26 protein-coding genes, 1 tRNA gene and 2 pseudogenes are annotated in these 23,063 nt (G+C 71.0%); 16 read left to right on the top strand and 13 right to left on the bottom strand.

Annotated features, from left to right (window positions below; translation table 11 throughout):
* Positions 1-18: 18 nt before the first annotated feature.
* A complete protein-coding gene (gene dcd, locus O7606_RS18710; RefSeq protein ID WP_281595317.1) occupies positions 19-603 on the bottom strand; it encodes a dCTP deaminase in 585 nt (194 codons plus the stop codon).
* Between the two features lie 126 nt (positions 604-729).
* Here dcd and O7606_RS18705 point away from each other — a divergent pair, with 126 nt between their 5' ends.
* The gene (locus O7606_RS18705; protein WP_281595316.1) at positions 730-1,359 is read left to right on the top strand and encodes a pyridoxamine 5'-phosphate oxidase family protein; all 630 of its coding nucleotides are present in this window, start codon (positions 730-732) and stop codon (positions 1,357-1,359) included.
* Between the two features lie 87 nt (positions 1,360-1,446).
* Here O7606_RS18705 and O7606_RS18700 read toward each other — a convergent pair whose 3' ends face one another.
* Positions 1,447-2,433 carry a zinc metalloprotease gene (locus O7606_RS18700; RefSeq protein WP_281595315.1) on the bottom strand — a complete coding sequence of 329 codons (987 nt, stop codon included), beginning with the start codon at positions 2,431-2,433 and terminating at the stop codon, positions 1,447-1,449.
* A gap of 300 nt (positions 2,434-2,733) precedes the next feature.
* Here O7606_RS18700 and O7606_RS18695 point away from each other — a divergent pair.
* The 3 genes from O7606_RS18695 to O7606_RS18685 all read left to right on the top strand — a co-directional run bounded on the left by O7606_RS18695 (position 2,734) and on the right by O7606_RS18685 (position 4,765).
* Positions 2,734-2,807 (top strand) — tRNA-Gly (locus O7606_RS18695).
* A 441-nt stretch (positions 2,808-3,248) separates the two neighbouring features.
* A complete protein-coding gene (locus O7606_RS18690; RefSeq protein WP_281595314.1) occupies positions 3,249-4,154 on the top strand; it encodes a LysR substrate-binding domain-containing protein in 906 nt (301 codons plus the stop codon).
* Positions 4,155-4,393: 239 nt separating this feature from the next.
* Positions 4,394-4,765 carry a hypothetical protein gene (locus O7606_RS18685; RefSeq protein ID WP_281595313.1) on the top strand — a complete coding sequence of 124 codons (372 nt, stop codon included), beginning with the start codon at positions 4,394-4,396 and terminating at the stop codon, positions 4,763-4,765.
* A gap of 304 nt (positions 4,766-5,069) precedes the next feature.
* Here O7606_RS18685 and O7606_RS18680 read toward each other — a convergent pair whose 3' ends face one another.
* From O7606_RS18680 to O7606_RS18670, 3 genes and pseudogenes are all read right to left on the bottom strand, one after another.
* Complete coding sequence (locus O7606_RS18680) at positions 5,070-5,711, bottom strand: hypothetical protein (protein ID WP_281595312.1); 642 nt, start codon at positions 5,709-5,711, stop codon at positions 5,070-5,072.
* 222 nt (positions 5,712-5,933) lie between these two features.
* Entirely contained in the window at positions 5,934-6,083 is a 150-nt protein-coding gene (locus tag O7606_RS18675) for a hypothetical protein (RefSeq protein WP_281595311.1), read from the bottom strand.
* Positions 6,080-6,647: pseudogene (locus O7606_RS18670) on the bottom strand (alpha/beta hydrolase); the annotation flags it as partial. The gene O7606_RS18675 and the pseudogene O7606_RS18670, both read right to left, overlap by 4 nt.
* 152 nt (positions 6,648-6,799) lie before the next feature.
* Between O7606_RS18670 and O7606_RS18665 the strand changes: the two are divergent.
* The 4 genes and pseudogenes from O7606_RS18665 to O7606_RS18650 all read left to right on the top strand — a co-directional run bounded on the left by O7606_RS18665 (position 6,800) and on the right by O7606_RS18650 (position 9,035).
* Positions 6,800-7,030 (top strand): hypothetical protein, encoded by a 231-nt coding sequence (locus O7606_RS18665; protein WP_281595310.1) that lies wholly within the window; start codon positions 6,800-6,802, stop codon positions 7,028-7,030.
* Between the two features lie 321 nt (positions 7,031-7,351).
* Positions 7,352-8,284: a hypothetical protein gene (locus O7606_RS18660; RefSeq protein ID WP_281595309.1), complete on the top strand. Its 933-nt coding sequence runs from the start codon at positions 7,352-7,354 to the stop codon at positions 8,282-8,284.
* Between the two features lie 57 nt (positions 8,285-8,341).
* Positions 8,342-8,694: pseudogene (locus tag O7606_RS18655) on the top strand (hypothetical protein).
* Between the two features lie 23 nt (positions 8,695-8,717).
* Positions 8,718-9,035 (top strand): hypothetical protein, encoded by a 318-nt coding sequence (locus O7606_RS18650; RefSeq protein ID WP_281595308.1) that lies wholly within the window; start codon positions 8,718-8,720, stop codon positions 9,033-9,035.
* A gap of 9 nt (positions 9,036-9,044) precedes the next feature.
* On the opposite strand, the gene O7606_RS18645 is transcribed toward O7606_RS18650, so the two are convergent.
* The 3 genes from O7606_RS18645 to O7606_RS18635 are packed head-to-tail and all read right to left on the bottom strand — an operon-like array spanning position 9,045 to position 9,983.
* On the bottom strand, positions 9,045-9,365 hold the full coding sequence (locus O7606_RS18645; protein ID WP_281595307.1) for a hypothetical protein: 321 nt from the start codon (positions 9,363-9,365) through the stop codon (positions 9,045-9,047).
* A 52-nt stretch (positions 9,366-9,417) separates the two neighbouring features.
* Positions 9,418-9,672: a hypothetical protein gene (locus tag O7606_RS18640; protein ID WP_281595306.1), complete on the bottom strand. Its 255-nt coding sequence runs from the start codon at positions 9,670-9,672 to the stop codon at positions 9,418-9,420.
* On the bottom strand, positions 9,669-9,983 hold the full coding sequence (locus tag O7606_RS18635; protein WP_281595305.1) for a DivIVA domain-containing protein: 315 nt from the start codon (positions 9,981-9,983) through the stop codon (positions 9,669-9,671). Before O7606_RS18635 ends, O7606_RS18640 begins: the two co-directional genes overlap by 4 nt.
* A 358-nt stretch (positions 9,984-10,341) precedes the next feature.
* On the opposite strand from O7606_RS18635, the gene O7606_RS18630 reads away from it, so the two are divergent.
* Positions 10,342-11,220 carry a helix-turn-helix transcriptional regulator gene (locus O7606_RS18630; protein WP_281599752.1) on the top strand — a complete coding sequence of 293 codons (879 nt, stop codon included), beginning with the start codon at positions 10,342-10,344 and terminating at the stop codon, positions 11,218-11,220.
* On the top strand, positions 11,213-11,413 hold the full coding sequence (locus O7606_RS18625) for a DUF397 domain-containing protein (RefSeq protein WP_281595304.1): 201 nt from the start codon (positions 11,213-11,215) through the stop codon (positions 11,411-11,413). Before O7606_RS18630 ends, O7606_RS18625 begins: the two co-directional genes overlap by 8 nt.
* 100 nt (positions 11,414-11,513) lie before the next feature.
* Here the strand turns inward: O7606_RS18625 and O7606_RS18620 are convergent, their stop codons facing one another.
* The 3 genes from O7606_RS18620 to O7606_RS18610 all read right to left on the bottom strand — a co-directional run bounded on the left by O7606_RS18620 (position 11,514) and on the right by O7606_RS18610 (position 13,819).
* Positions 11,514-12,011 (bottom strand): hypothetical protein, encoded by a 498-nt coding sequence (locus O7606_RS18620; protein ID WP_281595303.1) that lies wholly within the window; start codon positions 12,009-12,011, stop codon positions 11,514-11,516.
* A 49-nt stretch (positions 12,012-12,060) separates the two neighbouring features.
* A complete protein-coding gene (locus O7606_RS18615) occupies positions 12,061-12,486 on the bottom strand; it encodes a hypothetical protein (RefSeq protein ID WP_281595302.1) in 426 nt (141 codons plus the stop codon).
* A gap of 427 nt (positions 12,487-12,913) precedes the next feature.
* Positions 12,914-13,819 (bottom strand): hypothetical protein, encoded by a 906-nt coding sequence (locus O7606_RS18610; protein ID WP_281595301.1) that lies wholly within the window; start codon positions 13,817-13,819, stop codon positions 12,914-12,916.
* Between the two features lie 190 nt (positions 13,820-14,009).
* Between O7606_RS18610 and O7606_RS18605 the strand changes: the two genes are divergently transcribed.
* From O7606_RS18605 to O7606_RS18590, 4 genes are all read left to right on the top strand, one after another.
* Positions 14,010-14,615 carry a TetR/AcrR family transcriptional regulator gene (locus O7606_RS18605; protein WP_281595300.1) on the top strand — a complete coding sequence of 202 codons (606 nt, stop codon included), beginning with the start codon at positions 14,010-14,012 and terminating at the stop codon, positions 14,613-14,615.
* A 155-nt stretch (positions 14,616-14,770) separates the two neighbouring features.
* Entirely contained in the window at positions 14,771-16,810 is a 2,040-nt protein-coding gene (locus O7606_RS18600; protein WP_281595299.1) for a cell wall-binding repeat-containing protein, read from the top strand.
* A gap of 130 nt (positions 16,811-16,940) precedes the next feature.
* The gene (locus tag O7606_RS18595) at positions 16,941-18,602 is read left to right on the top strand and encodes a D-glucuronyl C5-epimerase family protein (protein ID WP_281595298.1); all 1,662 of its coding nucleotides are present in this window, start codon (positions 16,941-16,943) and stop codon (positions 18,600-18,602) included.
* Positions 18,603-18,755: 153 nt separating this feature from the next.
* Entirely contained in the window at positions 18,756-19,637 is an 882-nt protein-coding gene (locus tag O7606_RS18590) for an LLM class flavin-dependent oxidoreductase (RefSeq protein ID WP_281599751.1), read from the top strand.
* A 96-nt stretch (positions 19,638-19,733) separates the two neighbouring features.
* Here O7606_RS18590 and O7606_RS18585 read toward each other — a convergent pair whose 3' ends face one another.
* On the bottom strand, positions 19,734-20,150 hold the full coding sequence (locus O7606_RS18585) for an ASCH domain-containing protein (protein WP_281595297.1): 417 nt from the start codon (positions 20,148-20,150) through the stop codon (positions 19,734-19,736).
* 122 nt (positions 20,151-20,272) lie between these two features.
* Positions 20,273-20,824: a phosphoribosyltransferase family protein gene (locus O7606_RS18580; RefSeq protein WP_281595296.1), complete on the bottom strand. Its 552-nt coding sequence runs from the start codon at positions 20,822-20,824 to the stop codon at positions 20,273-20,275.
* Positions 20,825-21,130: 306 nt separating this feature from the next.
* Here O7606_RS18580 and O7606_RS18575 point away from each other — a divergent pair, with 306 nt between their 5' ends.
* The gene (locus tag O7606_RS18575; RefSeq protein WP_281595295.1) at positions 21,131-21,802 is read left to right on the top strand and encodes a septal ring lytic transglycosylase RlpA family protein; all 672 of its coding nucleotides are present in this window, start codon (positions 21,131-21,133) and stop codon (positions 21,800-21,802) included.
* 100 nt (positions 21,803-21,902) lie between these two features.
* Positions 21,903-23,030: a PP2C family protein-serine/threonine phosphatase gene (locus O7606_RS18570; RefSeq protein WP_281595294.1), complete on the top strand. Its 1,128-nt coding sequence runs from the start codon at positions 21,903-21,905 to the stop codon at positions 23,028-23,030.
* Positions 23,031-23,063 lie beyond the last annotated feature (33 nt).

Raw genomic sequence — 23,063 nt, 5'->3', positions numbered from 1 at the left:
CCCGTCCCCCGGACGTGGTCAGCGCCGGCCGGTCGGCCAGGTGCGCCAGTTCTGCCAGGCCCGGCTCGGGGTCGGCCCACGCTGCCCCTGGTAGCGCGAGCCGTAGACCGCCGAGCCGTACGGGTGCTCGGCCGGCGAGGAGAGCCGGAAGATGCAGAGCTGGCCGATCTTCATGCCCGGCCAGAGGGTGATCGGCAGGTTCGCCACGTTGGACAGCTCCAGCGTGACGTGCCCGGAGAAGCCCGGGTCGATGAACCCGGCGGTGGAGTGGGTGAGCAGCCCCAGCCGGCCCAGGCTCGACTTGCCCTCCAGCCGGGCGGCGAGCCGGTCACCGAGCGAGATCACCTCCAGCGTGGAGGCGAGGACGAACTCGCCGGGGTGCAGCACGTACGGCTCGCCGTCGGGCACCTCCACCAGCGAGGTCAGGTCGTCCTGCTGCTGGGCCGGGTCGATGTGGGTGTAGAGGTGGTTGTTGAAGACCCGGAAGAGCCGGTCCAGACGTACGTCGATGCTCGACGGCTGCACCAGCGCGGCCTCGAACGGCTCCAGCGCCAGCGTGCCGGTCTTGATCTCGGCGACGAGGTCCCGGTCGGAGAGCAGCATCGCACCACCATAGCGACCGGCGTCGGCCGCGCCGCCGTCCGGCCCGCCCGCGTCCCGACCCTCGACATCCGGCATGACCAGCGCGTCGGGCTGATTTTTCGTACGCGTGTTCGATAGGATGTCGGCATGGCTTCCTGGTCCGAGTTCGCCGCCGACGAGCCCCGCCTCGCCGACGGGATCCGCGTTCTCCTTCAGCAGTACGGCCCCGGCTTCGGCTACCTGGCCACCGTCCGGGCCGACGGCGGCCCCCGGGTCCACCCGGTCTCCCCGGTCATCACCGACGAGGGGCTGTTCTGCTTCGTGGTCGACTCGCCCAAGCGGCGTGACCTCGAACGCGACGGTCGCTACGCGCTGCACTCGTTCCCGCCGGAAGACAGCGACGACGAGGCGTACGTGGCCGGGCACGCGCGCCCGGTGACCGACCGGGCCCGGGTGGCCCGGCTGGCCGAGGGGGCGCGGGCGCGTCCGGGGGCCGACTGGCGGCTGTTCGAGTTCACCGTCGACGTGGCGATGCTGGCCCGGCGCGCGCCCGCCGACGCGATCTACCTGGACCCGGCCCACGCCCGCCCGGCGGTGCAGGTCTGGCTCGACCCGACCGCCAGCGGGTCCGCCGCCGCGCTGTCCGCCGGCTCGCCGCCCGCCGGTTCGGCGCCGCCCGCCGGCCACACGCCGCCGGCCGACCCCTCGACGCCCGCCGACCTGCCCGGTCAGCGGCCCGGCCGCCGCCGCCACCCCGCCCACCGGGCAGCCGCCTGAGCCCGCGGCCACTTCTTCCCGGGTACGCGAAACGCCGGCTCCGGTTGTCGCGGAGCCGGCGTCCCGGTCGAGCCGTTCAGAGGTACGTCAGGCCGCGCGGTACGTGTTCCACGCGGTCAGCATGCGGCCGGCCTGCTCCGGGGTGAACTGGTACATGCAGGAGTCGTAGGTGTAGTCCATGAAGTTGGTGATCGGGTCCAGGCCGGTGGCCGAGCAGGTGTCCCGCCCGGTCGGGCACTGGTACGCCGGCGACGCCTCCGCCGGGGTGTCCGAGACGCTGTCGCCCGAGCCCCGGCAGCCACCCTGGAAGGTGTGGTAAAGGTTCAGCCAGTGGCCGACCTCGTGGGTGCCGGTGTCGCCCTGGTTGTAGTTGGTGGCGGTGCCACCCGGCAGCGACTCGCTCAGCGCCACCACGCCGTCCATGTTGGTGAGCCGGCGCTGCGGGAAGGTCGCCCAGCCGAGCAGGTCGTCGCTCAGCTCGCCGAGGTAGAGGTTCAGCGTCTCCTTGCCGCCCTCACGCAGCGAGGACTTCATCGACCGCTCGGCCGAGGAGCCCTGCACGATCGGGTACCACGACGGGTTCGTGACCCGGTTGATCTTCTTCAGCGTGAAGCCGAACGCGGTGGCCGCGCCGCCCGTCGCCCCGCTGAACGACTCGTTCAGCACGCTGATCTGCGCGGTGATCAGCGAGTCCGGGATGTTGCCGCCGGCCCGGGTGCTGTCCTTCTGGATCACGTGCACCACCACCGGGATCGTGATGGCGGCGTTGGCGACCGGCCCCTGCCGCTGCCCGGGGCGCTTGGCCCGCTCCGCCAGCGCGGCAGCCAGGTCGGCCTCACGCTCGCGTACCTGGGCCGGGGTCAGCTCGTTCGGCTCGTGCTTGGCGATGCCGCCGAGCTTGATCTTGGAGTGCGCGTGGGTGTCGACGGGCTCGGCGCACGCCTCGTCCGCGTGGTCCGCGTGGGCGGCGTGGGCCGGAACGACGCCGACCGCCGCCGTGCTGAGCACCAGGGCGAGGGTCGTGGTGGCGACACCGGCGACACGCCGGGTCAGCAGGTTGGGACGAGGTCCCATGTGCTCACCTCTTTCTGCCGGCGTGATCGGGGTTGTGTCACGCCGTGCCTGGGAACGTGCGGCAGACGCTACATCCGATCGACACATTTGAGAATGGCCATGTGTTGCCGCACAGTAACGTTTCGGATCTTCCGGCAGGTCGGGGCCTGGTCCAGGCGGTCTGTCGGGTTCCCTGCACCTGATCGGCGGGGGTGTGTGGCGGGCCGTGCCCCGCCGGTCGACGGTCGGCATGCGCTTCGTGTGGGCGGATGGGGTACCTTGGTGCGGGGCGCGCGGCGCTCAGGTACAGTGGTCCCGCCTGCGGGTGTAGTTCAATGGCAGAACATCAGCTTCCCAAGCTGACAGTGCGGGTTCGATTCCCGTCACCCGCTCCACGCACGGAAGCCCTGGTCAGGACGCGATGTCCCGCCAGGGCTTCCGTGGTTCCAGATCATGCTGAAACAGGGACGGGCCGTAGCTCGTCCTAGGCTGTGTCGCGTGGATGCGGTCGTGATTGACGGACCCGGACCGTACCGGCGTCGGTGTCGACGTCCTGTCGTTGCGGCGCGGACACCTCACCCCAGCGCAGGCCGGCGAACGTCGCCACCAGGGCCAGCGCCGGCTACTGCTCGTCCATCAGTTCGGCGAGCCTGAGCACCTGCGCCCTGTTGAGCACCGGCCGTTCCGCGGGCTTCTCCTGAGCCCCGGACGCCGGTGCCGTGACGGTCTCGTACGGATCTACGGCGCCTGTCAAGAATTAAGCCTGCCGATCTGCTGCCGACGTTTTCCGGAATGCACCATATCATCTAGGTATGACGGAACTCGATCTCCGGCTCGTGCGCTACTTCACCGCTGTCGCGTCGCACCTGCACTACGGCCGCGCCGCGGCCGAACTCCACATCACGCAGCCGTCACTGAGCCGACAGATCAACCAACTCGAAGCCCAGTTGGGCGTACGGCTTCTCGACCGCACCCGGCAGGGCACCCGCCTCACCGAAGCCGGGTTGGCCTTCCTTCCCCACGCACAGGCGCTGTTGCGCCTCTCGCGACAGGCCAAGGACTCCGCCCAGGCCGCTGACCAGCCCGCCCGGGTCACCATCGGCTACACCCCAGGGCTGATCATCACGCCGGCGGCGCAGCGGCTGCGGCAGCAACACCCCGACGCCGACGTACGCACGCGACACCTGCAGCGGCACGAACCGCGTGACGCCCTGCTCGACGAGCGGGTGGACGCGGCGATCACCCGACTGCCCGTACGGGCCGACGGCCTGCGGGTGACGATCCTCTTCGAGGAGCCGAGGTTGTTGCTCGTACCGGTCGGGCACCGGCTGGCGGGCAACGAGTTCGCGACGCTGGACGACATCGACAACGAACCGATTCCCCGTTCTCCCGATCCCGAGTACGACGCGTTCTGGCGCATCGACCCGCGGCCCGGAGGCCGTCCCGCACCCGACGGGCCCCTGGTCGAGACCATCGAGGACACGCTCGAACACGTCGCCGCCGGCCGGGCTGTCGTCATCATCCCGCCCGTCGGGCGAAGCCGGGGGTGCCGGCACGATCTCGTCGCCGTGCCACTGCGAGGCGTCGAACCGTGCCGCGTGGCGCTGCTGACCCGGATCGCGGAACGTAACCAGTTGGTCGCCGCGTTCTGCGCCGCGGCACGCGACTGCCTCGTGGCGGATCCCGGGCACGCGGCGGCGACCGACCGGGAACACGCGGCAGGTCCGCGCGCCGTCCACTGAGACAGGTCAATTGGTGGCACGGAGGGCACGCCCGGCGGTGACCTGGAACCCTCGGACGGTGTCCGGCGGCCGTGATGTGCTCACCGTATTACGAATTCCAGTCCAGGCATTAGACTCGCCATAGACACCCTTCTAACGTGAAGACCGTATCCACGCGGTTTCGTTCCGTGCACGGCGGCGACAGCGGTCGGCCCGGTCGGTGCCACGTCCGAGTTCTTCCACGTGAAGGAGAAGGCCCCATGCGGTCTCCGGCAACTGCCACTACCACGAAACAACGGTCATCGCGCGGCACGAAGCGGCGCCTGGCCTCGTTCGCAGCTTCGCTGCTCCTCGCCTCCGTCGGGATGTTCGGCCTCAACGCCGCCCCTGCGCAAGCGGGCTACCTCGGCGGGGTCAACATGGAGATGGCGTGCCTTTTTCAGTACGGCGTGCAGTGGAACGAAGGGCTCTTCGGCAACGACGTCATGTCCTGGAAGTGCGTGGACCCGACCTGCTGCTACCTCGCGTCCATCGACGTGGATCGGGCCTGTAGAACCCAGTACAACAATATCAACGCCTTCGCTCTGTACTCCAGTTACCACAACCCGTACAGCTGGTTCTGCGCCGACTGACAGCCCGTCAGGGCCCCGGCAAAGTCGTGACGGCGTCTGGCTTGGGTCTCGGCGCAGCAGCGCCGCTGTTGGTGGCAGCAAGACGGGCATGACCTGTTCGGAAGGTCAAGGTTCCTACGCCAGGTGATCGTCCGAAGTGAGTCATGCCCGCGCTGCCACCATCGCTGATCCCGTCCTTGGCCCACGTACCGGCTCTGACCGGGCGGCAGGGCCTTCGACGTTCCCGGCGCTGGAAAGACATGCTGTCGGTGGTGACGGTGAAGCCGGGCGCCCGCTCCGGGACCGTGTTGAGTCGTGCGGGTGACTAATCGCGTGTGAGCCCCGGTGGAAGGGCGTCTTCGTCGGGCCCGATCCGGCGAGCGTTGACCAGCGGATTGTCCTGCAGGGCGGTGATCAACCCGGCGGTCCCGCCAATGTCGGTCCAGGTGTCGTCCCAGAGGGCGGAGACGAGCCAGGAGCGATCGGCGGGGAAGAACAGATCGGGTAACGAGCCGTTGCCGGCGCGCATGTGGCCGGTCCGCCAGATGAGGGCTTGTTCGGGCCCGGCTTCGACCAGCACGTAGGGCCAATCCCAGTAGAGGGGCGCCTTCGGCGCGAGCGGGAAGACGATGTCGTGGGCGCCCGTGTCGAGATAACCCAGCCACCAGGGCTGGTCAGGGGTGTGCTGGGCGAGTACGTCGATCACAGCGTGCTCATGGGTCTGGACGCTCACGCCATCGGGCGGGTAGAAGGTGGCGTAGGCGTCGAACACCGGCGGTATCGCTGTGGTGATCGAGAAGCCCTGTGTCGTTCTGCCAGCGATCCAGGCGACGTCGACGGCCGTACCGATCCGCCAGCTCCGCCCGTCTCTGGTGACCTCCATGGAACCCGTCATGATGGGATCGACCTTGGTCTTGCGGCGTCTCGCGTCCTCGGGCGCGAGGCCCGGTTCCGGTTCGGTCGACATGCCCGCTCCTTTCCCCACCACCCGCCGGGCCGCGCCGCGCCATTGTCGGTATTCACGAGTCCGGGTCTGTAGGCCACCACCTCGAACATGCACATTATGTGGAGGGAAGCAGCCCGGCGTGCCATTGGGTGAGAAGCACAGGGCCAGCCGGGGCCACGGGAGACTGCCGAGACGAGGCGGCCAGGCCGGTGGCCCGCCGCATCGCAATTCCTGGCGTCCGGGTCAGGTCAGGGTGAGCCGATCACCGTCGAAGTCGACGACGATCTCCAGCTTGCCGCCGAGCGCGGACACGTACCGCTCGATGGTGCCGACCTCGGTCGTCGGCACCTCGCCCTTCTCGATCGCGGCCACGCGCGGCTGGGAGACGTTCATGCGGTCGGCGACCTCCCGCGGTCCACCACGGCGGTCGTGCAGGCGGTGCGCTGGTACGTACCGTGGCCCCAGCCGTCGTACGTGACCAGCCGCCCGTGCCGGCCCAGTTGCCGGGCGATGTTGGTGGCCCAGTTGTAGCCGGTGCGGGGGTCGTGCCGGGCGTTGAGCAGCAGCAGCGGCGTACGGGTGCGCACGTGCAGCCCGTGCGGCGGGTTCCGGACCGGGGTCGGCCAGCCGAGGCAGGTCTGCGCCGCCAGCAGCCCCGCGCCGTACCGGACGTCGGGCGCGACGGCCGAAGCCTCCCGTACCAGCGTGGCGTACTCGTCGTGGTCGTGTACCCGGGCCGGCCAGTCGGCGCAGGACGCCGCGACGGCGATCGGCAGGTTCACCTCACCGGGCGGGATGCCGGCGTCCATGTCCCGGACGGCTGCGGCCAGCGCGGGCCGGCGAGCAGGCCGATGGCCACGGCGGTCACGTCGAAGGCGGTACGGGGCGCGTACTCGCCCTGGTCGGCGCGGGTGAGCACCGACCGTACTCCCGACCGTGGAGCACGCACTCGGTCGACACGGCACCTCCTGGTGACTTGGGTCAGTCCATGCCCGACCGGCGTCCACCCGAGCCCTACGGGCGAATTTCCGGACGCGACCCTGAGGTTCCGCAGTCCCGGATCCTGCCGGAACAGAACCGGGCCGACAGCGCGGCCTATGGTGTGTCGCATGGAGGCGGTGGCGGCTCTGCTGATCGTTGTGGGAAGCCTTGCCGTGATCCTGGTGGGGCTTACCTGGCTCGCGCGTCGGGTCCGACGTAGTGGCGTGGGCGCGCGGTTGATGGGCCCGATCGACGAGATCTACAACCCTGGCGCCCACCGGGCTCGGCACGAGATCCAGGTGCAGGACGAGCGCATGGAGGCCCGCGCGTCAGCCGACGATCGGCTTCGCCGTGACTGACCCGGTGCGGCGGCTGTACCACCGGGGTGACCTGGTGGGTGAGATCGACGAGCAGACCCGCGACTTCCTGCCCTGCTGAGCACCGAGGACAGGTAGCCCGTGCCATCAGGGCAGGACATCCAAGGTCAACCCAGGCCACCAGGGACGGCTGCCAGCCTCACCGGACGGGGGCGCCCTACCGGACGAACGACCTTGGCCCCGTCCGGGGAGGCTGGACGGTCTGCGGCCGCCCGACGGAAGAGCCGCCGATTCTACAGCGTGAGGCGGTGGCCAACCCCAAATCCAGATGCATCCCCGTGGATGCGCGCCCATACTGCCCGGATGGAGTTCGACACCATCAGGCGTGAGTGGCAGAGCAACGGGTTTGCCATCCTTCCCGGCTACATTCCGTCGGAGGACCTGGCGCCGGCGCTCGGGCAGTTGGAAACCATGTTCCCTTCGCCTGAAGGCTTCCACGACGGCACCGATCCACGCCGGGACCGCTACATCGGAGACGAGTTCGACGGCATTGATGCCTTCCCCTTCACAAGCGTCGAGCTCAGCCTGCTGGCGGTGAACGATCGCCTGGTCCGGCTGGCCCGTGAGCTGCTCGTTGACGAGGATCTCCGGATCTACTCCGCGGAGGCTTGGGCGAAGTTCGCCGGAGCAGCTGACTACGACCAAGCACTACACCGCGACTACCTCAACCACACCCTGCTCGTGCCCACGAACGCTCCCGATTACCAACAGTTGGAGATGTTCGTCTACCTCGTCGACGTGCCCGAGGGTCTCGGTCCACCACACATGCTCTCGAAGGAACACACCAAGGACTTCCCTGCCAAGCCGAACTGGTACCCGCCCGTAGACGCGAGCGGAAGAGTGAGCGGGTTCGTTTCGCCCACCGGCAGCCCACATCTCTACCAGGCGGAAGTATCCGGTGCCGGTCCGGCTGGCACGGTGATCGCGTTCCAACCGGGCACGTTCCATCGAGGCACGGGCATGACAACGCCACGGGGCGCGCGCTACACCATGCACCTCGGTTACCGGCCAGCCTCCGTGGAGTGGGGCACTCGCTATGCCTGGGCCGACCGGAGCCACGCCCCCGCCTGGTACAGCTTCGTTTCCCAAGCAACCCCACAGCAGCTTGCGCTCTTCGGCTTCCCGCCACCGGGCCACGCCTACTGGACCGCCGAAACCGTCGCAGGAGTTGCCCAGCGTTACCCGCACCTGGACATGACGCCCTGGAAGCTCGCAGGAGCAGGTGGTCGGGCGTAGCGATCGATCCGTCGGTATCGTTCGGCCTCACTCAGGATTTCGAGTGGCGAGGTCGACATGAGCAGTGGTGGCGGTACGACGGTGCTGTGGCGTCCGACCGGCCGGAGGAGTTGGCCCTCGTCCGTGGGTCGGGGTGGCGACGCTGGCCGCCACGCCTGCCGGACCAGCCAATCTTCTATCCGGTCCTGAACGAGGACTACGCGATCAGGATCGCCCGGGACTGGAACGTACCGGCGTCCGGTGCCGGTTACGTGACCCGTTTCCGAGTCGACTCCGATTTCGTCGGTCGCTACCCCGTCCAACAGGCCGGCGGTAAGACGATCCTCGAACTTTGGGTGCCCGCCGAGGAGCTGGATGAGTTCAACGCGCACATCGTGGGTCTGATCGAGGTCGTCCACGAGCTCCGCTAGTCAGCGCCGCCTACGCTGTCGCGGTGGACGCGGGCAGGGTATGGAGGCTGTACCACCGGGTCGAGCTGGTCGGTGAGATCGACGAGCAGAGTCACGACTTCCCGTGGACCTACGGCCGGTTCCGCCCACTGCCGGGGTTCGAGCCGCTACGCCCGCTCTTCGTCGCCCGGAGCGCGGCCCTCGACGCGGACGACGAGGCCATGATCCGGATCGACGACGAGATCCGGGCCGCCGTCACGGTGACCCGCCCGGACGGCCGCCAGGTGGCCGAGTTCCTGCTCAGCATCGAGGACGACGAGGCCGGCTTCCGGTGGCACGACGAGCCGTTCGAGGACGGGTAGGCCGGCCGTTCACGGTCCACGCGGCGGCTCGCAGGCGTGCATGCCGTCGTTGATCAGCTCCGCCAGGTGCTCGACGAGCTGGGCGGCCTGGGGCAGCGACAGCTCGGCCCAGACGTCGCCGACGCGGGAGGCGGCGTGAACGGTGACCAGCGGGGCCTGGTCGGGGCCGCTGACGAGGTACGTGATCACGGTGCCCAGCGGTCGCTTCTCGCCGACCCGTCGAGTCGCTCCCCGATGCCGTCGGGGCATGTGCGCCATGATCGGCGGCACCAGGTGCCCGCAGCGGGCCGGGTCGCACCAGTCCGGATGCTTCATGCGCTGCTCAGGCATCGCGTGGTCCTTCCACGAGAGGGAACCGGTGGGGGCGGGTCGCCCGCGGGGGTCAGCGTCGGCGTCGCCGTCGGGAGCAGGCGCCGTCGTGGTCGGGGCGCAGCAGGCACCGCGCGCCGCCGGTCATCCGCCGGTCGCAGAAGACCCAGTGCTGTACGTGCTGGTCGTCCTCTGCGGACACGGTGGTGCCGCCCGGGTCGGTCTGCGGCAGCATCTGCGCCCAGTACGCCACCACCCGGGCGAGGCGTTGGGCGGAGGGCAGGTCACCGACGGTCACCGGCAGGTGGATCACCCAGCGCTCGGTCACCGGTAGCACCTGTGCTCGTTGCGGCGCATGGCCTGCTCGGACTGCCAGCGCCGGAGCGCGTCCTTGATCCGGTCGGTCTCGTGGCGGCTCTGCGCCAGCGCGTCGTACATGGCGGCCAGGTCGCCGGCGACCCGGTCGAGAAACTCCTGCACCTCCTGCGGGTCGAGCCCGCGCCGGCCGATCCGCGTCGGCCGGAACTCCTGCTGCCGCACCTGCGACGGCCACAACGGTCGGTAGGCGGCCGAGCGGTAACAGGTTGTCGCACCGTTTGTCCGTTGACGCCTTCGAATCCGCCTGAAGAACGCGCGCATTACCTAATCCGCCTCTCGCCGTCGAGATCAATCTGTGGAAGGGGCGGACCCGCCGGTCCGCCGCGCACCGGCGGACCCACCCCGGCACCCACCGACGCAGCTTTGACCAGCCGTACGCCAGTGGGGCACGCAAGGCCCCTGAGCAGTACGAACTCCACAGTGGCCGCAAGCAGTCAAACACCCGATTCGCGGTCCAGGCAACGTCTAAGGAGCAGCGTTTTGCGGGATCAGGCGACCAGCATTCGCACATTATGAAATGGCTATTTTTTCTGAATCATTTCTGACGTCTAATTGGGCAGTCGAGTGTTGCCCACTGACATCGGAGGGGTGAGTGTCACAGACAGTAGCGGGGTCGACCATGCTTCGCCGGCAACTCGGCCGGAAGCTCGAAGGGCTTCGTAAGGCCGCCGGCCTGACCATGGAGCAGGCGGCGGAGCAGCTCGACCGGGCGCGGGCGACCCTGTACCGGATCGAGAACGGTGCCGAGAACGTGCGCTTCCGCGCCACCGACGTCAAGGAGATGCTGTCCCTCTACGAAGCTTCGGAGCAGGACGCCGAGCTGGTCCTCGCGATGGCCGCCGCCACCCGGGAGAACAAGAACTGGTGGCACGACTACATCGGCTCCGGCCTGCCCCGCTGGTTCCAGCTCTACATCGGACTCGAAGCCTCGGCCTCCCACATCCGGCAGTACGAAGCCGAGCTGGTCCCCGGCCTGCTTCAGACTCGCGCCTACGCCGAGCAGATCTTTCAGATGCCCGGGGGTTCGATCAACTCCAGTGACAAGGAAGAGCAGGAGCGAGCCGTCCAGCTCCGACTGGAGCGACAAGCGCTTCTCACCCGCTTCGGCGCTCCGAAGCTCAGCGTGATGATCGACGAGACCATCTTGCGGCGTCCGGTCGGCAACGCCACGATCATGGCGGAGCAACTTGAGCAGATCCAGAAGGCAGCGGAGCTGCCGAACGTAACCGTTCAGGTGCTCGCATTTTCGGCAGGACTGCACGCGGGAGCGATGACCGGAGCCTTCTCGATCCTGGAGTTCCCGACCGACGCACGTGGCAAGGAAGTGGAACCACCGGTGGCCTATCTTGAGGCAGCAACCGGCGCGATCTACCTCGACAAGCCGCACGAGACCGATGCCTACAACACGATTTGGTCCGATATGGCCAGCCGCGCCCTCAATGAGTCCCGCTCCAAGAGTCTTATCCAGCAAGTCGCAGAGGAGTACTCCCGTGCCTGACCTGACCGGTGCCATCTGGCGCAAGTCGACCCGCAGCAACAACGGCGGCAATTGCGTCGAGGTTGCCGACAACACTCCCGGTGTCGTCGGGCTTCGGGACAGCAAGGACCCGAGCGGCCCAGCATTGACCTTTTCGCCAGCGGCCTGGGCGAGCTTCGTCAGGGCCACCAAGGCCGCGACCCTGAGCCGGTAGGAGTCGAGGGGGGCGGCCTTCCGGGCGCATGGGAGGCTGCCCCTGCCCGAGGTGGATGGGTGGACTCGGGCGTCCCGTGGAAGTCCTGGGCGGCCCTGTGTCAGTCGCAGACCGTTTCGGCGTAGCGGGCGAAGTCGTCAGCGGTGCGGAAGGTGCCGACGTAGCCACTCGCTCCGTTGTCCCATTCTTTGGTCAAGATGAGGTCGGAGCCGGCGTGGCTACGTAGCTCGCTGATCTGGAACGGGAAGGCTGCCACGATGCCTTCCTTCCTGTTCCAGGCTCGCAGGGCATAAGCCACATCGTCGTCCAGCGCGGCCGTGGCCAGTTCCGTTCGCCAGCCGGGCCCCGGGTCGAGCAGCACCACTTCCTCGGCGGTACGGGCTCTGCGGCCGGGTTCCCGCTTGAGTTCGATCACCTTTTCCTCAACCCCGCTGCTCTCCATGTCCAGGACAAGGCGGATCGATTCGGCTCCGGTCTTGCCCCGGCACCAGTCGAAGACACCGACCAGTCGACCTTCGGCGTCCAGCTTCACTCCGACCGCGCCTTCGGTGGGCGGGCTGCGGGCGGTCAGCCCGGCCAACACCAGCGCGAAGATCAATCCAAGTTTCCCTATGCGTCGCATTTCCTGAAGGTATCCGTACGGCTGGTCAGGTCTGTTCGAAGCCCCGGAAGACGCCGGACGGGTCGACCGAGCTGGCGAAGTCGGCGAAGTCCATGTTTCCGAGCGTGAGGTTGTCGGAGACGCTTGCGTACCAGCGCGGCGGCACCCGGAAGGTGCGTCCGGGCTCGCGGGACAGGTCGACGGCGAGCAGGGGACGCTCGGGGTCGGTGATCGTGGTCGTGTCGGTGACGAAGAGATGGCGCAGCCAGCCGGGGTCGCCTTCGGTGGCGTTCGCCTCGATCAACCGCTCGACAGCGGCGTCACGGTAGGCAGGGTCCTCGACATAGGTGGCGCTGTAGTAGCACCCCCAGCGGCGAAAGTCGTCCTTGACACCCTGCCAGGCGCTCTCGTCGGCGAAATCGGTCCGCAGCACGAGCGACGTCAGATCGAGAGGGAGCGGCAGCGGCGTCACGCCGGAATGGTGCCAGCGGGTCTCCTGTGGCGTCTGTTCGGTCCGAAGATGGCCGTCCCAAATCTGGGGCAGCTCCAAAGGGGCCAGAACCCTATGTCTCTATCCGGGGCACCCGCCCCCGGGGAAACGACGCCCGCAGGCGAGGAGACGACGCCCGCCGGCACAGCGACGGGGGTACGGGCTCAGTGACGGCGATCGTCGTCTGGACGGTGCGGGAACCCTTCAGGGTCGGCATGCTGACTCCATTCTTGAGACAGCGGTCCGCGTCGCGGACCAGTTCGGCCAGTTCCCCGGCTCGTCGGGCCAGGATGGTCGACGGACATCTCCAGTCGACGTGGCGCCCGGATCAACAGCGCCTGGGGAAGCTGGTCCGGGCGGTAGCGGCGGTAGCCGGTGACCGGGTCGACCCGGGCGGGCGACGCCAGAGTCAGGCGTCGCTTCGAAGGCGGGCGCGGGCGTTGCGGGCGGCGACGGCGGCGAACGCCTCCTTCGGCTCCCACACCGGCACGCCGTCGGCCGTCTGGCGGACCTTGACCAGGCCGAACGAGGCCCGGTCCAGGTCGCGCTCCGGGTCGTCGTCCCGGGTGACCAGGAAGAAATTGGCGAAGGTCTGCACGAAGACGGTGTCGACGCCGTCCGCCGCGTCGAAGCGGTCGAGCAGCGCCCCCAGGTAGGTGGCCTGCTCGGTCTCGTTGCGCTCCAGCTCCCGGCTCAACCGCAGCGGGCGGACGCTGCGGCCGTCGTAGTCGACGTTCAGGTACGAGTGGCCGGCGTTGGCGGAGCTGCCGGTGTGCCCGGCGGCGCCGAACTCGGTGATCACGATCGGCCTGCCGTGCCGGCGCAGCGACGCCAACGCCTCGTCGAGGCCGGGGAAGTCACCGTCCACCATGTTCGGGTAGAAGTCGACGCCCAGGTAGTCGAAGCCGCTCCAGTCGACCTGCTCGAACGGCAGCGACGCGTAGGTGACCGGGCCGCCGAACCGGGCCCGGACCGTCGCCGTCGCCGCGCGCAGGTACGCGTTCAGCGGGTCGGTCACCGCGGCGAGGATCGCCGGCAGCTCGGCGTTGGTGGGGGTGAGCAGCTCCAGCCGGTCGTAGAAGGTCTCGCCGGGCATGAGGCCCCGGACGAAGAGGGCGGCCTCCGCCCCGGCGACCACCACGACCTGCGCGCCGCGTCGGCGGATGCGTTCGGCGCGGTCGGCGGTGTCCGCGAGGAACGCCAGCATCTCGCCCTGGTCGAGGTCGGTGGTGAACGGCGAGTACCACACCTCCAGCCCCTCCTCCCCGGCGATCGTCGCCACCAGGTCGAGCCGGTCCTGGTCGCCGCCGGTCACCCGGACGGCGGTGCAGCGCAGCTCGCCGCGGATGACCCGCAGGTCGCGGCGGACGGCGTCCGGGTGCAGGACCGGGGGGCCGCTCGTCGCGCCGCCGCTCAGGAACCGGTGTCGTAGCTGACGCCGCGTCCACGTAGCATGTCGCTCCCCTTCCCGAGGCTCGTAAGGTACGGTACGGACCGTACCTTAAATGAAGGAGGTCACCATCGGCACCACCCGGCGGCGCGGCGCGGCGCTCGACGACGCGATCCTGCGGGCCGCCGCCGACGAGCTGACCGAGCACGGGTACACGGGCCTCACCATCGAGGCGGTCGCCCGCCGCGCCGGCACCAACAAGAACGCGATCTACCGGCGCTGGCCCGGCCGGGCGGCGCTGGGCGTGGCCGCGTACCGGCAACTGGTGGTGGCCGGCGCGGAGCTGCCCGACGAAGGCGACCTCCGCGGCGACGCGCTGGCGCTGCTGCGCCGCACCAACTGCGACTGGTCGTCCCCGGCCGGCGCGATCCTGCGCAGCCTGCTGGCCGGCGTCGGCGACGACCCCGAGCTGCTGGCCAGCCTCCAGACGGTGGCCGCCGACGGCGGCGCGACGCCCTGGCTGCGGCTGCTCGACCGGGCCCGTGAGCGGGGCGAGATCCCCGACGCCCCCGTCCCGCCCCGGGTGGCGACCGTCGCGCTCGCCCTGCTCCGCAACGAGATCGTCACCCGGGGCGTGCGCGGCGTCCCGGACGACACGATCGTCGAGATCGTCGACCAGGTCTACCTGCCGCTGCTCCACTCCGGACGCTCGACCGGCTGACCTCCGACTTTCGGTCAGATCACCGTCCGGCCGGGTGTCAGGGGCAGCGCCGGACCAGAGGATCTCCTAAGGTTCTCGGTGAACGCGCCGCCCCGCGCCGGATCAGCCGGCGGACGGGTGCTCTGCTCTGGCGCGTACTCCAGCGGGGAGTTTCCTTGCCTCCATCTTTCTTCCGTCGGTCGACGGCGCTCGCCTCGGCGCTCGTGGTCGGTGCTACGGCGTTCGTCGCCGTCAGCCCGGCCGCGACCGCCAGCCTGCCCGGCTCGGGCAGCGTCCTGACCGTCAGCAACTCCAACTCGACCACGCTGCGGTTCTTCGGCGACCCCAGCCGCACCACGCTGGTCAACCCGTACTCGGGCCAGGCCATGCGGGACGTCGCCTGGTCGCCGGACGGCAGCCGCGCGGTCTACGTCGACCCGCAGAACAACCTCCTCACCATCCGGTGGAACGCCACCGGTGACGTGATCTACGCCCAGTGGCCGCCGGACGCGGCGTACGGCGACCCGCCGAACCCGGTCCGTCGCAGCCCCTCCTGGCGGGGTGACGGCAGCGGCCTGGTCTGGGCGGAGAAGCCGCTGGCCGCCGGCTCGCAGTGGAAGATCCGGTCCGCGCCCAGCACGCACCGCTACACCGGCGGCCAGATCAGCCCGGACGACGGCAGGCACTACCTGAACCCGGACGGCGGCCCGGACAACCGGGTGGTCTTCCAGCGGCACGCCGACGACGGCGCCGGCAACCCGACCGGCACGCCGGCCGTGGTCATGTACGACCCGCAGCGCGGCCCGGCCGACCTCGTGGTGATCGACACGAACGGGTCGAACCCGGCCCTCTCGCCGGACGGCAAGAAGGTCGCGTTCGTCCGGGGCGGTCAGATCATCGTCTCCGACCTGGCCGGCGACAACGAGGTGCCGGTGACCAGCAACGCCACCTCGCACGACTTCCCGGCGTGGTCGCCCGACGGCTCCCGGCTCGCCTTCACCGACGGGACCCGGGTCGCCACCGCGCCGTCCGACGGCTCCGGCGCGGCGAACCCGACGGTGGTCACCACCACCATCGGCGTGCCGGCCTACCAGCCGCGCAACAAGGACCGGGTGGTCCGGCTCTACGGCCAGAACCGCTACACCACGGCCATCGCCGTCTCCCAGTCGCACTGGAAGACGGTCGGCGACTCGGCGGACCACCGCGAGCAGGCCAACTCGGTGGTGCTGTCCCGCTCCGACATGTTCGCCGACGCGCTCAGCGGCGCGGCCCTGGCCAGCGCCAAGGCCGGCCCGTTGCTGATGACCCCGCCGGACGGCCTGGACGCCTACACCAGGGCCGAGATGCAGCGGATCCTCCCCCAGGGCGGCACGGTCTACCTGCTCGGCAGCGAGGGCGCGCTGGCCAAGAAGGTCGCCGACGACTCCGCCGCGCTCGGCTACACCGTCCGCCGGCTCCAGGGCCCGACCCGGTACGACACCTCGGTGGAGATCGCCAAGGAGATCAGCCCCAACCCGGAGCTGGTGCTGATGGCCACCGGCACCGACTTCCCGGACGCGCTCGCCGCGGGCGCCGCCGCCGGCTCGTACGTCGGCGAGGGCGTTCCGTCCGCCGTGGTGCTGCTCACCAAGGACGCGGTCATGCCGGACGCGACCCGCGCCTTCCTGGACACCCTGCCGCCCAGCCGGGAGATCTTCGGCATCGGCAACGCGGCGGCCGACGCCGCGCAGAGCTACGACCCGGGCGCGTACCGGGTCGCCGGCCCGAGCCGGTACGACACCGCGGCGTTCACCGCCGAGGTGTTCTTCGCCGGGCAGCGGCACGCCGGCGTGGCCACCGCGCTCGACTGGCCGGACGCGCTCGCCGGCGGGGCCCTGATGGGTCGGCTCAACGGCCCGCTGCTGCTCACCCCGGGCACCGGCGCGAACCTCGGCGTGGCCGCCCAGTACAGCCTCGACGAGGGCAGCGGCCCGATCCACACCGTGCTGATCTTCGGCTCGGCCCCGGTGGTCACCGCCACCCAGTTGACCCAGGCCGGCACCTGGATCAGCGGCCCGCTGGGCGCGAACTCCGTCGAGAACGCCAAGGACGTGGGCGTGACCGCCCCGACCAAGGCCCTGCGCGGCAGCGCGCCGGCCACCGCCGGCCAGCCCCGCAGCGTGGCGGACGCGGTCGACGCGGCCAAGTCGCTGAAGGACACCTCCACCGTCCGGTGACGGCGACGGCGACGTGACAGGGGCCCGGTCGGAGGCGACCGGGCCCCTGTTCGTCAGCGAGCCTCCCCGACCCGCGCCCCCACCGTCCGTCCCGACTCGACCGTCCGCCCCGACACCGGAAAGGACAACCATGACCTCGCCGTCCCCGTCCTCCCGTTCGCGCTGGTCCCGCCGGTCGGTGCTGGCCGCCGCCACGGCCGCCGGCGCCGCCCCGCTGCTCACCGAGCCGGCGACCGCGGCGCCCCGGAGCCCCGGGACGACACCCGCGCTGCCGGCCCGCCCCGCCGCCCCGAAGGTCCCCGCCGGCGCCGCCGCGCCGAACGTGGTCGACCCGGCGTACGAGCTGGGCGCGCCGTCGACCGCCCGGGAGCTAGGCGACGTGGCCAGACTGTCCCCGTCGCAGGGCCGCCAGCTCAGGTCCAGCCCCGAGGACGCCGGCCCGTCGACCACCGCCGCCGACGCCGAGGTGCCGTTCACCTTCCGGTACGACCCGTTCGAGATCCGTGAGCTGCCGGCCAGCATCAAGCCGTACCACATGAGCGAGCCGGTCTCGCTCACCGACAGCGGCACCCACGACGAGCACGGCGTCCGGATGGCCCTGCTCGGCGGCGTCCTCTACGACCACCCGGTCAACCAGGCCCAGTACGGCATCCAACTGTTGGAGAGCTTCCGGCTGACCCGCTCGGCGGCGTACCTCCAGCGGGCCATCAAGCAGGCGCAGCGGCTGGTCGACCGGCGGGTGGAGCACCAGGGCGGCTGGTTCTACCCGTACCCGTTCCGGCACGCCCTGCACCGCTCGGCCGACATCTACGAGCCGCCGTGGTACTCGATGATGGCCCAGGGGCAGGTGCTCAGCCTCTTCGTCCGGCTGGCCCAGGCGGTCGGGTCGGACTCGTTCTGGGCCCAGGCCGCCGACGCCACCTTCGCGTCGTTCCTGGTGCCGGCGGTGGCGGGCAAGCCGTGGGGCGTCTACGTGAAGGAGGGCCTGCTCTGGCTGGAGGAGTACGCGCACCACGCGCAGATCCGCGGCGACCTCACCTACAACGGGCACATCTTCTCCGCGTACGGCCTGTGGGACTACTGGACGCTGACCAGGGACGAGCGGGCGGCGCTGCTGCTGCGCGGCGCGATCACCACCGCCCGGGACGTGCACCTGGACATCCGGACCCGGCAGTGGCGCAGCAAGTACTGCCTCACCCACGGTAACGACTCCGGGAACTACCACACCACGCACCTCGTGCAGCACACCGTGCTGCACGCGATCACCGGTGACTCCACCTTCGCCGGCATCGCCGACCTGTACTACTCCGACCACCCGCCGCGCGGGGTCAGCGGCACGGTCATGTTCGCCGCCGGGGACCACGTCGGCCACCAGTTCGACGAGAACGGCACGGTCACCGCGACGAAGCAGCTCAACCTCACCAAGGCGAGCAACGCGCCGTCCGGCGAGCGGCTCAAGGTCATGCGCCAGACCGGCATCTGGTACGCGATCACCGCCGGCGCCTTCAACGGCTACCTGGTACGCGAGACCCCCGGCCAGGTGTACCAGATCGGCGCCTGCGCCCAGCTCGGCTACCGGATCCCCCGGCCGGCGACGGTGGCGGTCGCGCCGGTCAAGGCGTACACGATCGACGCGGACGGTCGGATGACCTCGGTGACCACCGACCTCAGGGTCGGTCAGAGCGTGACCGTGGACGTCCGCGCGGTGCTCAACGGCGTGCAGCACGTCCGGCTCGCCAGCGGTGACCACACCGGTCGCTGGGTCGGCATCAACGACCTGACCCTGCGCTGACGACGGTCGTCGGGCCGCCCCGCCCGACGGGGCGGCTCGACTCCCCCCGACCTGGTCACCGGCAGCGTCCAGGCGGACCGCCCGGCGCCCGCCGCCGTCCGACGGGATCGTGGGGCGACGATCTCCCCGTGCCGGGTATGTCGTAGTCTGTCGATCGTGCGAATCGGCATCGTGATCCTCCCCGACCAGCGTTGGTCCGAGGCGCAGCGGCGCTGGCGGCAGGCGGAGGACTGGGGCTTCGACCACGCCTGGACGTACGACCACCTGGGCTGGCGGGACCTGGTCGACGGGCCGTGGTTCGACTCGATGTCCACGCTGACCGCCGCCGCGCTGGTGACCTCCCGGATCCGGCTCGGCACGCTCGTCGCCTCGCCCAACTTCCGGCACCCGGCCGCGTTCGCCCGGCAGGTGACCACCCTCGACGACATCTCCAACGGTCGGCTGCTGCTGGGCATCGGGGCCGGCGGGATCGGTTTCGACGCCACCGTGCTGGGCCGGGAGACCCTGCCGCCGCGTCGCCGGGTGGACCGGTTCGGCGAGTTCACCGAACTGCTCGACCTGCTGCTCCGGCAGGACGGGGTGACCTGGCGCGGGGACTGGTTCTCCGCGGTCGACGCGCGGAACAACCCCGGCTGCGTCCAGATCCCCCGGGTGCCGTTCGTGGTCGCCGCCAACGGGCCGCGCTCGATGCGGCTGGTCGCCCGGTTCGGGCAGGGCTGGGTGACCACCGGCGCCGGCGGCGACGACCTGGAAAGCTGGTGGGGGTCAGTGGCGCAGGCGTCCGCTCGGCTGGACGCGACACTCGACGCCGCCGGGCGCGACCCGGCGACCCTGGACCGTTACCTCTCCCTGGACGCCGCGCCGGTCTTCTCGCTGAGCAGCGCGGACTTCTTCACCGAGGCGGTCGGGCGGGCCGCCGCCCTCGGCTTCACCGACGTGGTGACGCACTGGCCCCGGCTCAGCAGTTGGTACGCCGGCGACGAGCACGTCCTGGCCGAGGTCGCCGAACGCCTCGCCGAGCTGCGCCGCCTCTGACCCGGCGGCTGCCTCCCGTCGCCGCCGACCCGGCGGCCATCTCGCGTCGCCGCCGACCCGGCGGCCATCTCGCGTCGCCGCCGACCCGGCGGCGGGTCAGGTCCCCGGGGTGCTGTCGCCCGACGGGACCAGCCGGAAGCGGATGCACACGATCTCGGTGTCGTCGTCGACGGCGCTACCCTCGCTCGCCCAGAACCGCAGGTGACCGGACCGCCACTCGTCGAGGTCGTGGTCCCCTTCGCCTTCGGAACGGGCGAACTCCCAGCTCACGTCCGCGAAACGGACCACCTCGACGTCGGTGACCTCGACCAGGCCGAGCAGCGCGTCGTGGTCGTCGACCAGCGCCAGCCGCTCACCGACGTGCTCCAGCTCCTCGCCCTCCGCGGCGTACTCGCTGAGCAGGCCGGCGGTCGCCTTCTTCACGCCGTTCAACACCAGGGTGTTCAGGTTGGCGCGCATCTCGCCGGGGGTGCCGAGGGCGAGCGTGCGTAGGTCACCGATCCGGGGCCACATGCCGCCGAGGCTACGCGCCGGCTCGTCGTCCGGCGCGACGCCCCGCCGTCTCCGCCTCCGAGCCTGTCACGGATCGGGCCGGGCGGTGGCGCGCTGCCCCGGGTCGGGCCGGGCGGCGGCCGTCACCGGTCGAGCCGGGTGGCGTCGAGCAGGGCGTGGATGCGCAGCTCGGCGCGTACCTCGGGCGGGCAGTCGGCGACCACGACGGCCGTGCCGAGCGGCGTCGCCCCGCGCGCCGCGCAGAGGTCGTGGATCGCGCGCGCCTGCGCGCCGGTGGCCGCCCAGTCGTCCACCACCAGGACCCGGTCGTCCGGGCCGAGGTGCCGGTCCCGGACGCCGAGGGTGACCCGGCGGCCCCGGAAGTCGGGCGGGCTCTGCGCCCAGGTGGTCGGCCCGGGCGGCTGCCGACCGTCGGCGGGTTTGTGCGCGGGCACGAAGCCGACGCCGAGCGCGGTGGCGGCGAGCGGGCCGAGGATCAGGCCGGTGACGGCCGGCGAGACCACCACGGTGGGCGCGGCGGCGCGGAACGGCTCGACCAGCGCCGGGCCGAGGCCGGCGAGCAGGAGCGGATCCCGCCACCACCCGGAGACGTCGCTGACCAGGTGGCTGCTGCCCGGCCCGGGGTCGGTCCAGCGGAACCGGGCGGTGAGGCGGCGGCGCAGCTCGTCGGGCACCGCTCCATCCTGCCCCGGCCGCCGCCTCCCTGCCCCGGCCGCCGCCTCCCTGCCCCGGCCGCCGCCTCCCTGCCCCGGCCGCCGCCTCCCTGCCCCGGCCGCCGCCTCCCTGCCCCGGCCGCTCCATCCCTGCCCCGGCCGCGCCTCCCTGCCCACCTGCCCCGGCCGGCCGAGCGACCCGGGGTCGGATGATCGGCTACACGTAACCCCACAAATACCTACATATACTCATGATCAGGTTGACGTCGGAAGTGCTTCTCTCGTTACGGTCCGAGCCGTTTTGTAGGTAGACGGAAGGACGGCCCGATGACCGGTAGGCACCTGCGGACCCGGATGTTCTCCTCGCCCGCCGGCATCGCGGCGACCGTCGCGGTCACCGTCGCGGTGGGCGTCGGCGGCACGGTCGGCGCGGCCCGGCTGACCTCGACCGACCCGGACGCGGCCCGGCCCGCGCCGACCGCCGTCACGTCCCCGTCGGCGGGCAGCGCCGACTCCGCCACGCCGACCCCGTCTGCCACCCCGAGCGCGTCCGCCACGCCGACCGCGTCCGCCAAGCCGACCGCGTCCGCCAGCCCGGCGGGCGCCCGCTCGACGGCCGCCTCGCGCGGCAAGCCCCGGGCCGCGTCCACCCCGACCAAGCGGGCCACCGCCAAGCCGACCGCGGCGAAGAAGACCACAGCCGCGCCGAAGGTGGTCGACCGGGGCGTCTGCGGGGCGTCGTTCTACGCCGAGGGACAGATGACCGCGAACGGCGAGGTCTTCGACCCGGAGGCGCTGACCGCCGCGCACAAGACCCTGCCGTTCGGCACCCGGGTCCGGGTCACCAACCCCGGCACCGGGGCGTCGGTGACCGTACGGATCAACGACCGTGGCCCGTTCATCGACGGACGGTGCATCGACCTGTCCCGGGCCGCGTTCCGGACGATCGCCTCCCTGGACCTGGGTCACCTCACCGTCTCGTACGAGGTGCTCGGCTGACCGGCGGCGGCGGAGACCAGCCTGGTCAGCGAGGTACGGCCGGTCAGATCCGGCTCGGCCGACGGGCCAACGGTCCTGCGCTGAGCAACCTTCATAGGGCATGCTGTCGGGCGTAAACATGCATCTCCTCCAGCGGTTGCGCAGCCCGCTGAGCCCCGGATCCCGCGCCGGCCTCGGCGCGGCCCTCGTCCTGCTCGTGTTCCTGTCCGCGCTGGAGATGGCCGACGGCGACGGCGCCCACTACCTCGCGTTGATGGCCGCCGCGCCGGTGCTCGCGGCGGGCTTCGCGAGCTGGCGGGTGGTGCTCGCGGTGGGGCTGGCGGCCACCGTGCTGGCCGCGGTCTTCGCGTTCTACGCGCCGAGGACACAGTTGGTCACCATGGCCAACATCGCGGCGATCGTGCTGGTCACCGCGCTGGTGACGGCGGTCGCCGGGGTGCGGCAGCGGCAGGCCCAGCAGATCGCCGAGTTGTCCCGGCTGGCCTCGGTGGCCCAGCAGGCGGTGTTGCGCCCGATCGGCCCGCAGGTCGGGACGCTCGCGGTGGCGGCGCGCTACATCTCCTCCACCGCGACCGCCGAGATCGGCGGTGACCTGTACGAGGCGATCGACACCCCGTACGGCGTGCGCATGATCATCGGGGACGTGCGCGGCAAGGGTCTGGACGCGGTCCGGTTGGCCAGCATCGTCCTCGGCTCGTACCGGCACGTGGCGCACGAGCGCACCGACCTGCGGGCGGTGGTGTCCGACCTGGACCGGGCGGTGGCCCGCAGCGTCGGCGACGAGGATTTCGTCACCGCGGCGGTGGTGGAGGAGCGCGGCGGCACCCTGACCATCGTCAACTGTGGTCACCCGCCGCCGCTGCTGCTGCGCCGTGGCCTGGTGATCCCGCTGGAGCCGCCGGCCCCGGCCCCGCCGCTGGGCTTCATGCCGGTGGTGCAGCCCCGGGTCGAGCGGCTGGAGCCGGGCGACCGGCTGCTGCTGTTCACCGACGGCCTCGGCGAGGCGCGCCGGGACGGCGAGTTCTTCCCCACCGCCGACCGGGCCTGGCGGCTGCTCGGGCACGGCACGGTCGCCGACGGGCTGGCCTCCCTGGAGGCCGCCCTGGTCGAGTGGGTGTACGGGCGGCTCGACGACGACATCGCCCTGGTGCTGATGGAGTACGCCGGCTCCACCGGCGCGCCGGCCGCGGCGGTGCCGAGCTGGGAGGTGGGCGCCACCGAGAGCTGATTTGTCCCGCTGTGTGGCCGCCGTCACTTTCAC

This window comes from Micromonospora sp. WMMD882 (assembly GCF_027497255.1).
GTDB lineage: Bacteria > Actinomycetota > Actinomycetes > Mycobacteriales > Micromonosporaceae > Micromonospora.
Note: the sequence above shows the minus strand (reverse complement) of the source record. Positions and strands in the feature narration are given on the sequence as shown.

Excerpts from the sequence above, each read along its gene's own strand:
- dcd (WP_281595317.1), bottom strand. The coding sequence starts at position 603 with ATGCTGCTCTCCGACCGGGACCTCGTCGCCGAGATCAAGACCGGCACG.
- O7606_RS18705 (WP_281595316.1), top strand. The coding sequence starts at position 730 with ATGGCTTCCTGGTCCGAGTTCGCCGCCGACGAGCCCCGCCTCGCCGAC.
- O7606_RS18700 (WP_281595315.1), bottom strand. The coding sequence starts at position 2,433 with ATGGGACCTCGTCCCAACCTGCTGACCCGGCGTGTCGCCGGTGTCGCC.
- O7606_RS18685 (WP_281595313.1), top strand. The coding sequence starts at position 4,394 with ATGCGGTCTCCGGCAACTGCCACTACCACGAAACAACGGTCATCGCGC.
- O7606_RS18680 (WP_281595312.1), bottom strand. The coding sequence starts at position 5,711 with ATGTCGACCGAACCGGAACCGGGCCTCGCGCCCGAGGACGCGAGACGC.
- O7606_RS18675 (WP_281595311.1), bottom strand. The coding sequence starts at position 6,083 with ATGAACGTCTCCCAGCCGCGCGTGGCCGCGATCGAGAAGGGCGAGGTG.
- O7606_RS18665 (WP_281595310.1), top strand. The coding sequence starts at position 6,800 with ATGGAGGCGGTGGCGGCTCTGCTGATCGTTGTGGGAAGCCTTGCCGTG.
- O7606_RS18660 (WP_281595309.1), top strand. The coding sequence starts at position 7,352 with ATGGAGTTCGACACCATCAGGCGTGAGTGGCAGAGCAACGGGTTTGCC.
- O7606_RS18645 (WP_281595307.1), bottom strand. The coding sequence starts at position 9,365 with ATGCCTGAGCAGCGCATGAAGCATCCGGACTGGTGCGACCCGGCCCGC.
- O7606_RS18635 (WP_281595305.1), bottom strand. The coding sequence starts at position 9,983 with ATGCGCGCGTTCTTCAGGCGGATTCGAAGGCGTCAACGGACAAACGGT.
- O7606_RS18630 (WP_281599752.1), top strand. The coding sequence starts at position 10,342 with ATGCTTCGCCGGCAACTCGGCCGGAAGCTCGAAGGGCTTCGTAAGGCC.
- O7606_RS18605 (WP_281595300.1), top strand. The coding sequence starts at position 14,010 with ATGAAGGAGGTCACCATCGGCACCACCCGGCGGCGCGGCGCGGCGCTC.
- O7606_RS18595 (WP_281595298.1), top strand. The coding sequence starts at position 16,941 with ATGACCTCGCCGTCCCCGTCCTCCCGTTCGCGCTGGTCCCGCCGGTCG.
- O7606_RS18585 (WP_281595297.1), bottom strand. The coding sequence starts at position 20,150 with ATGTGGCCCCGGATCGGTGACCTACGCACGCTCGCCCTCGGCACCCCC.
- O7606_RS18575 (WP_281595295.1), top strand. The coding sequence starts at position 21,131 with ATGACCGGTAGGCACCTGCGGACCCGGATGTTCTCCTCGCCCGCCGGC.
- O7606_RS18570 (WP_281595294.1), top strand. The coding sequence starts at position 21,903 with ATGCTGTCGGGCGTAAACATGCATCTCCTCCAGCGGTTGCGCAGCCCG.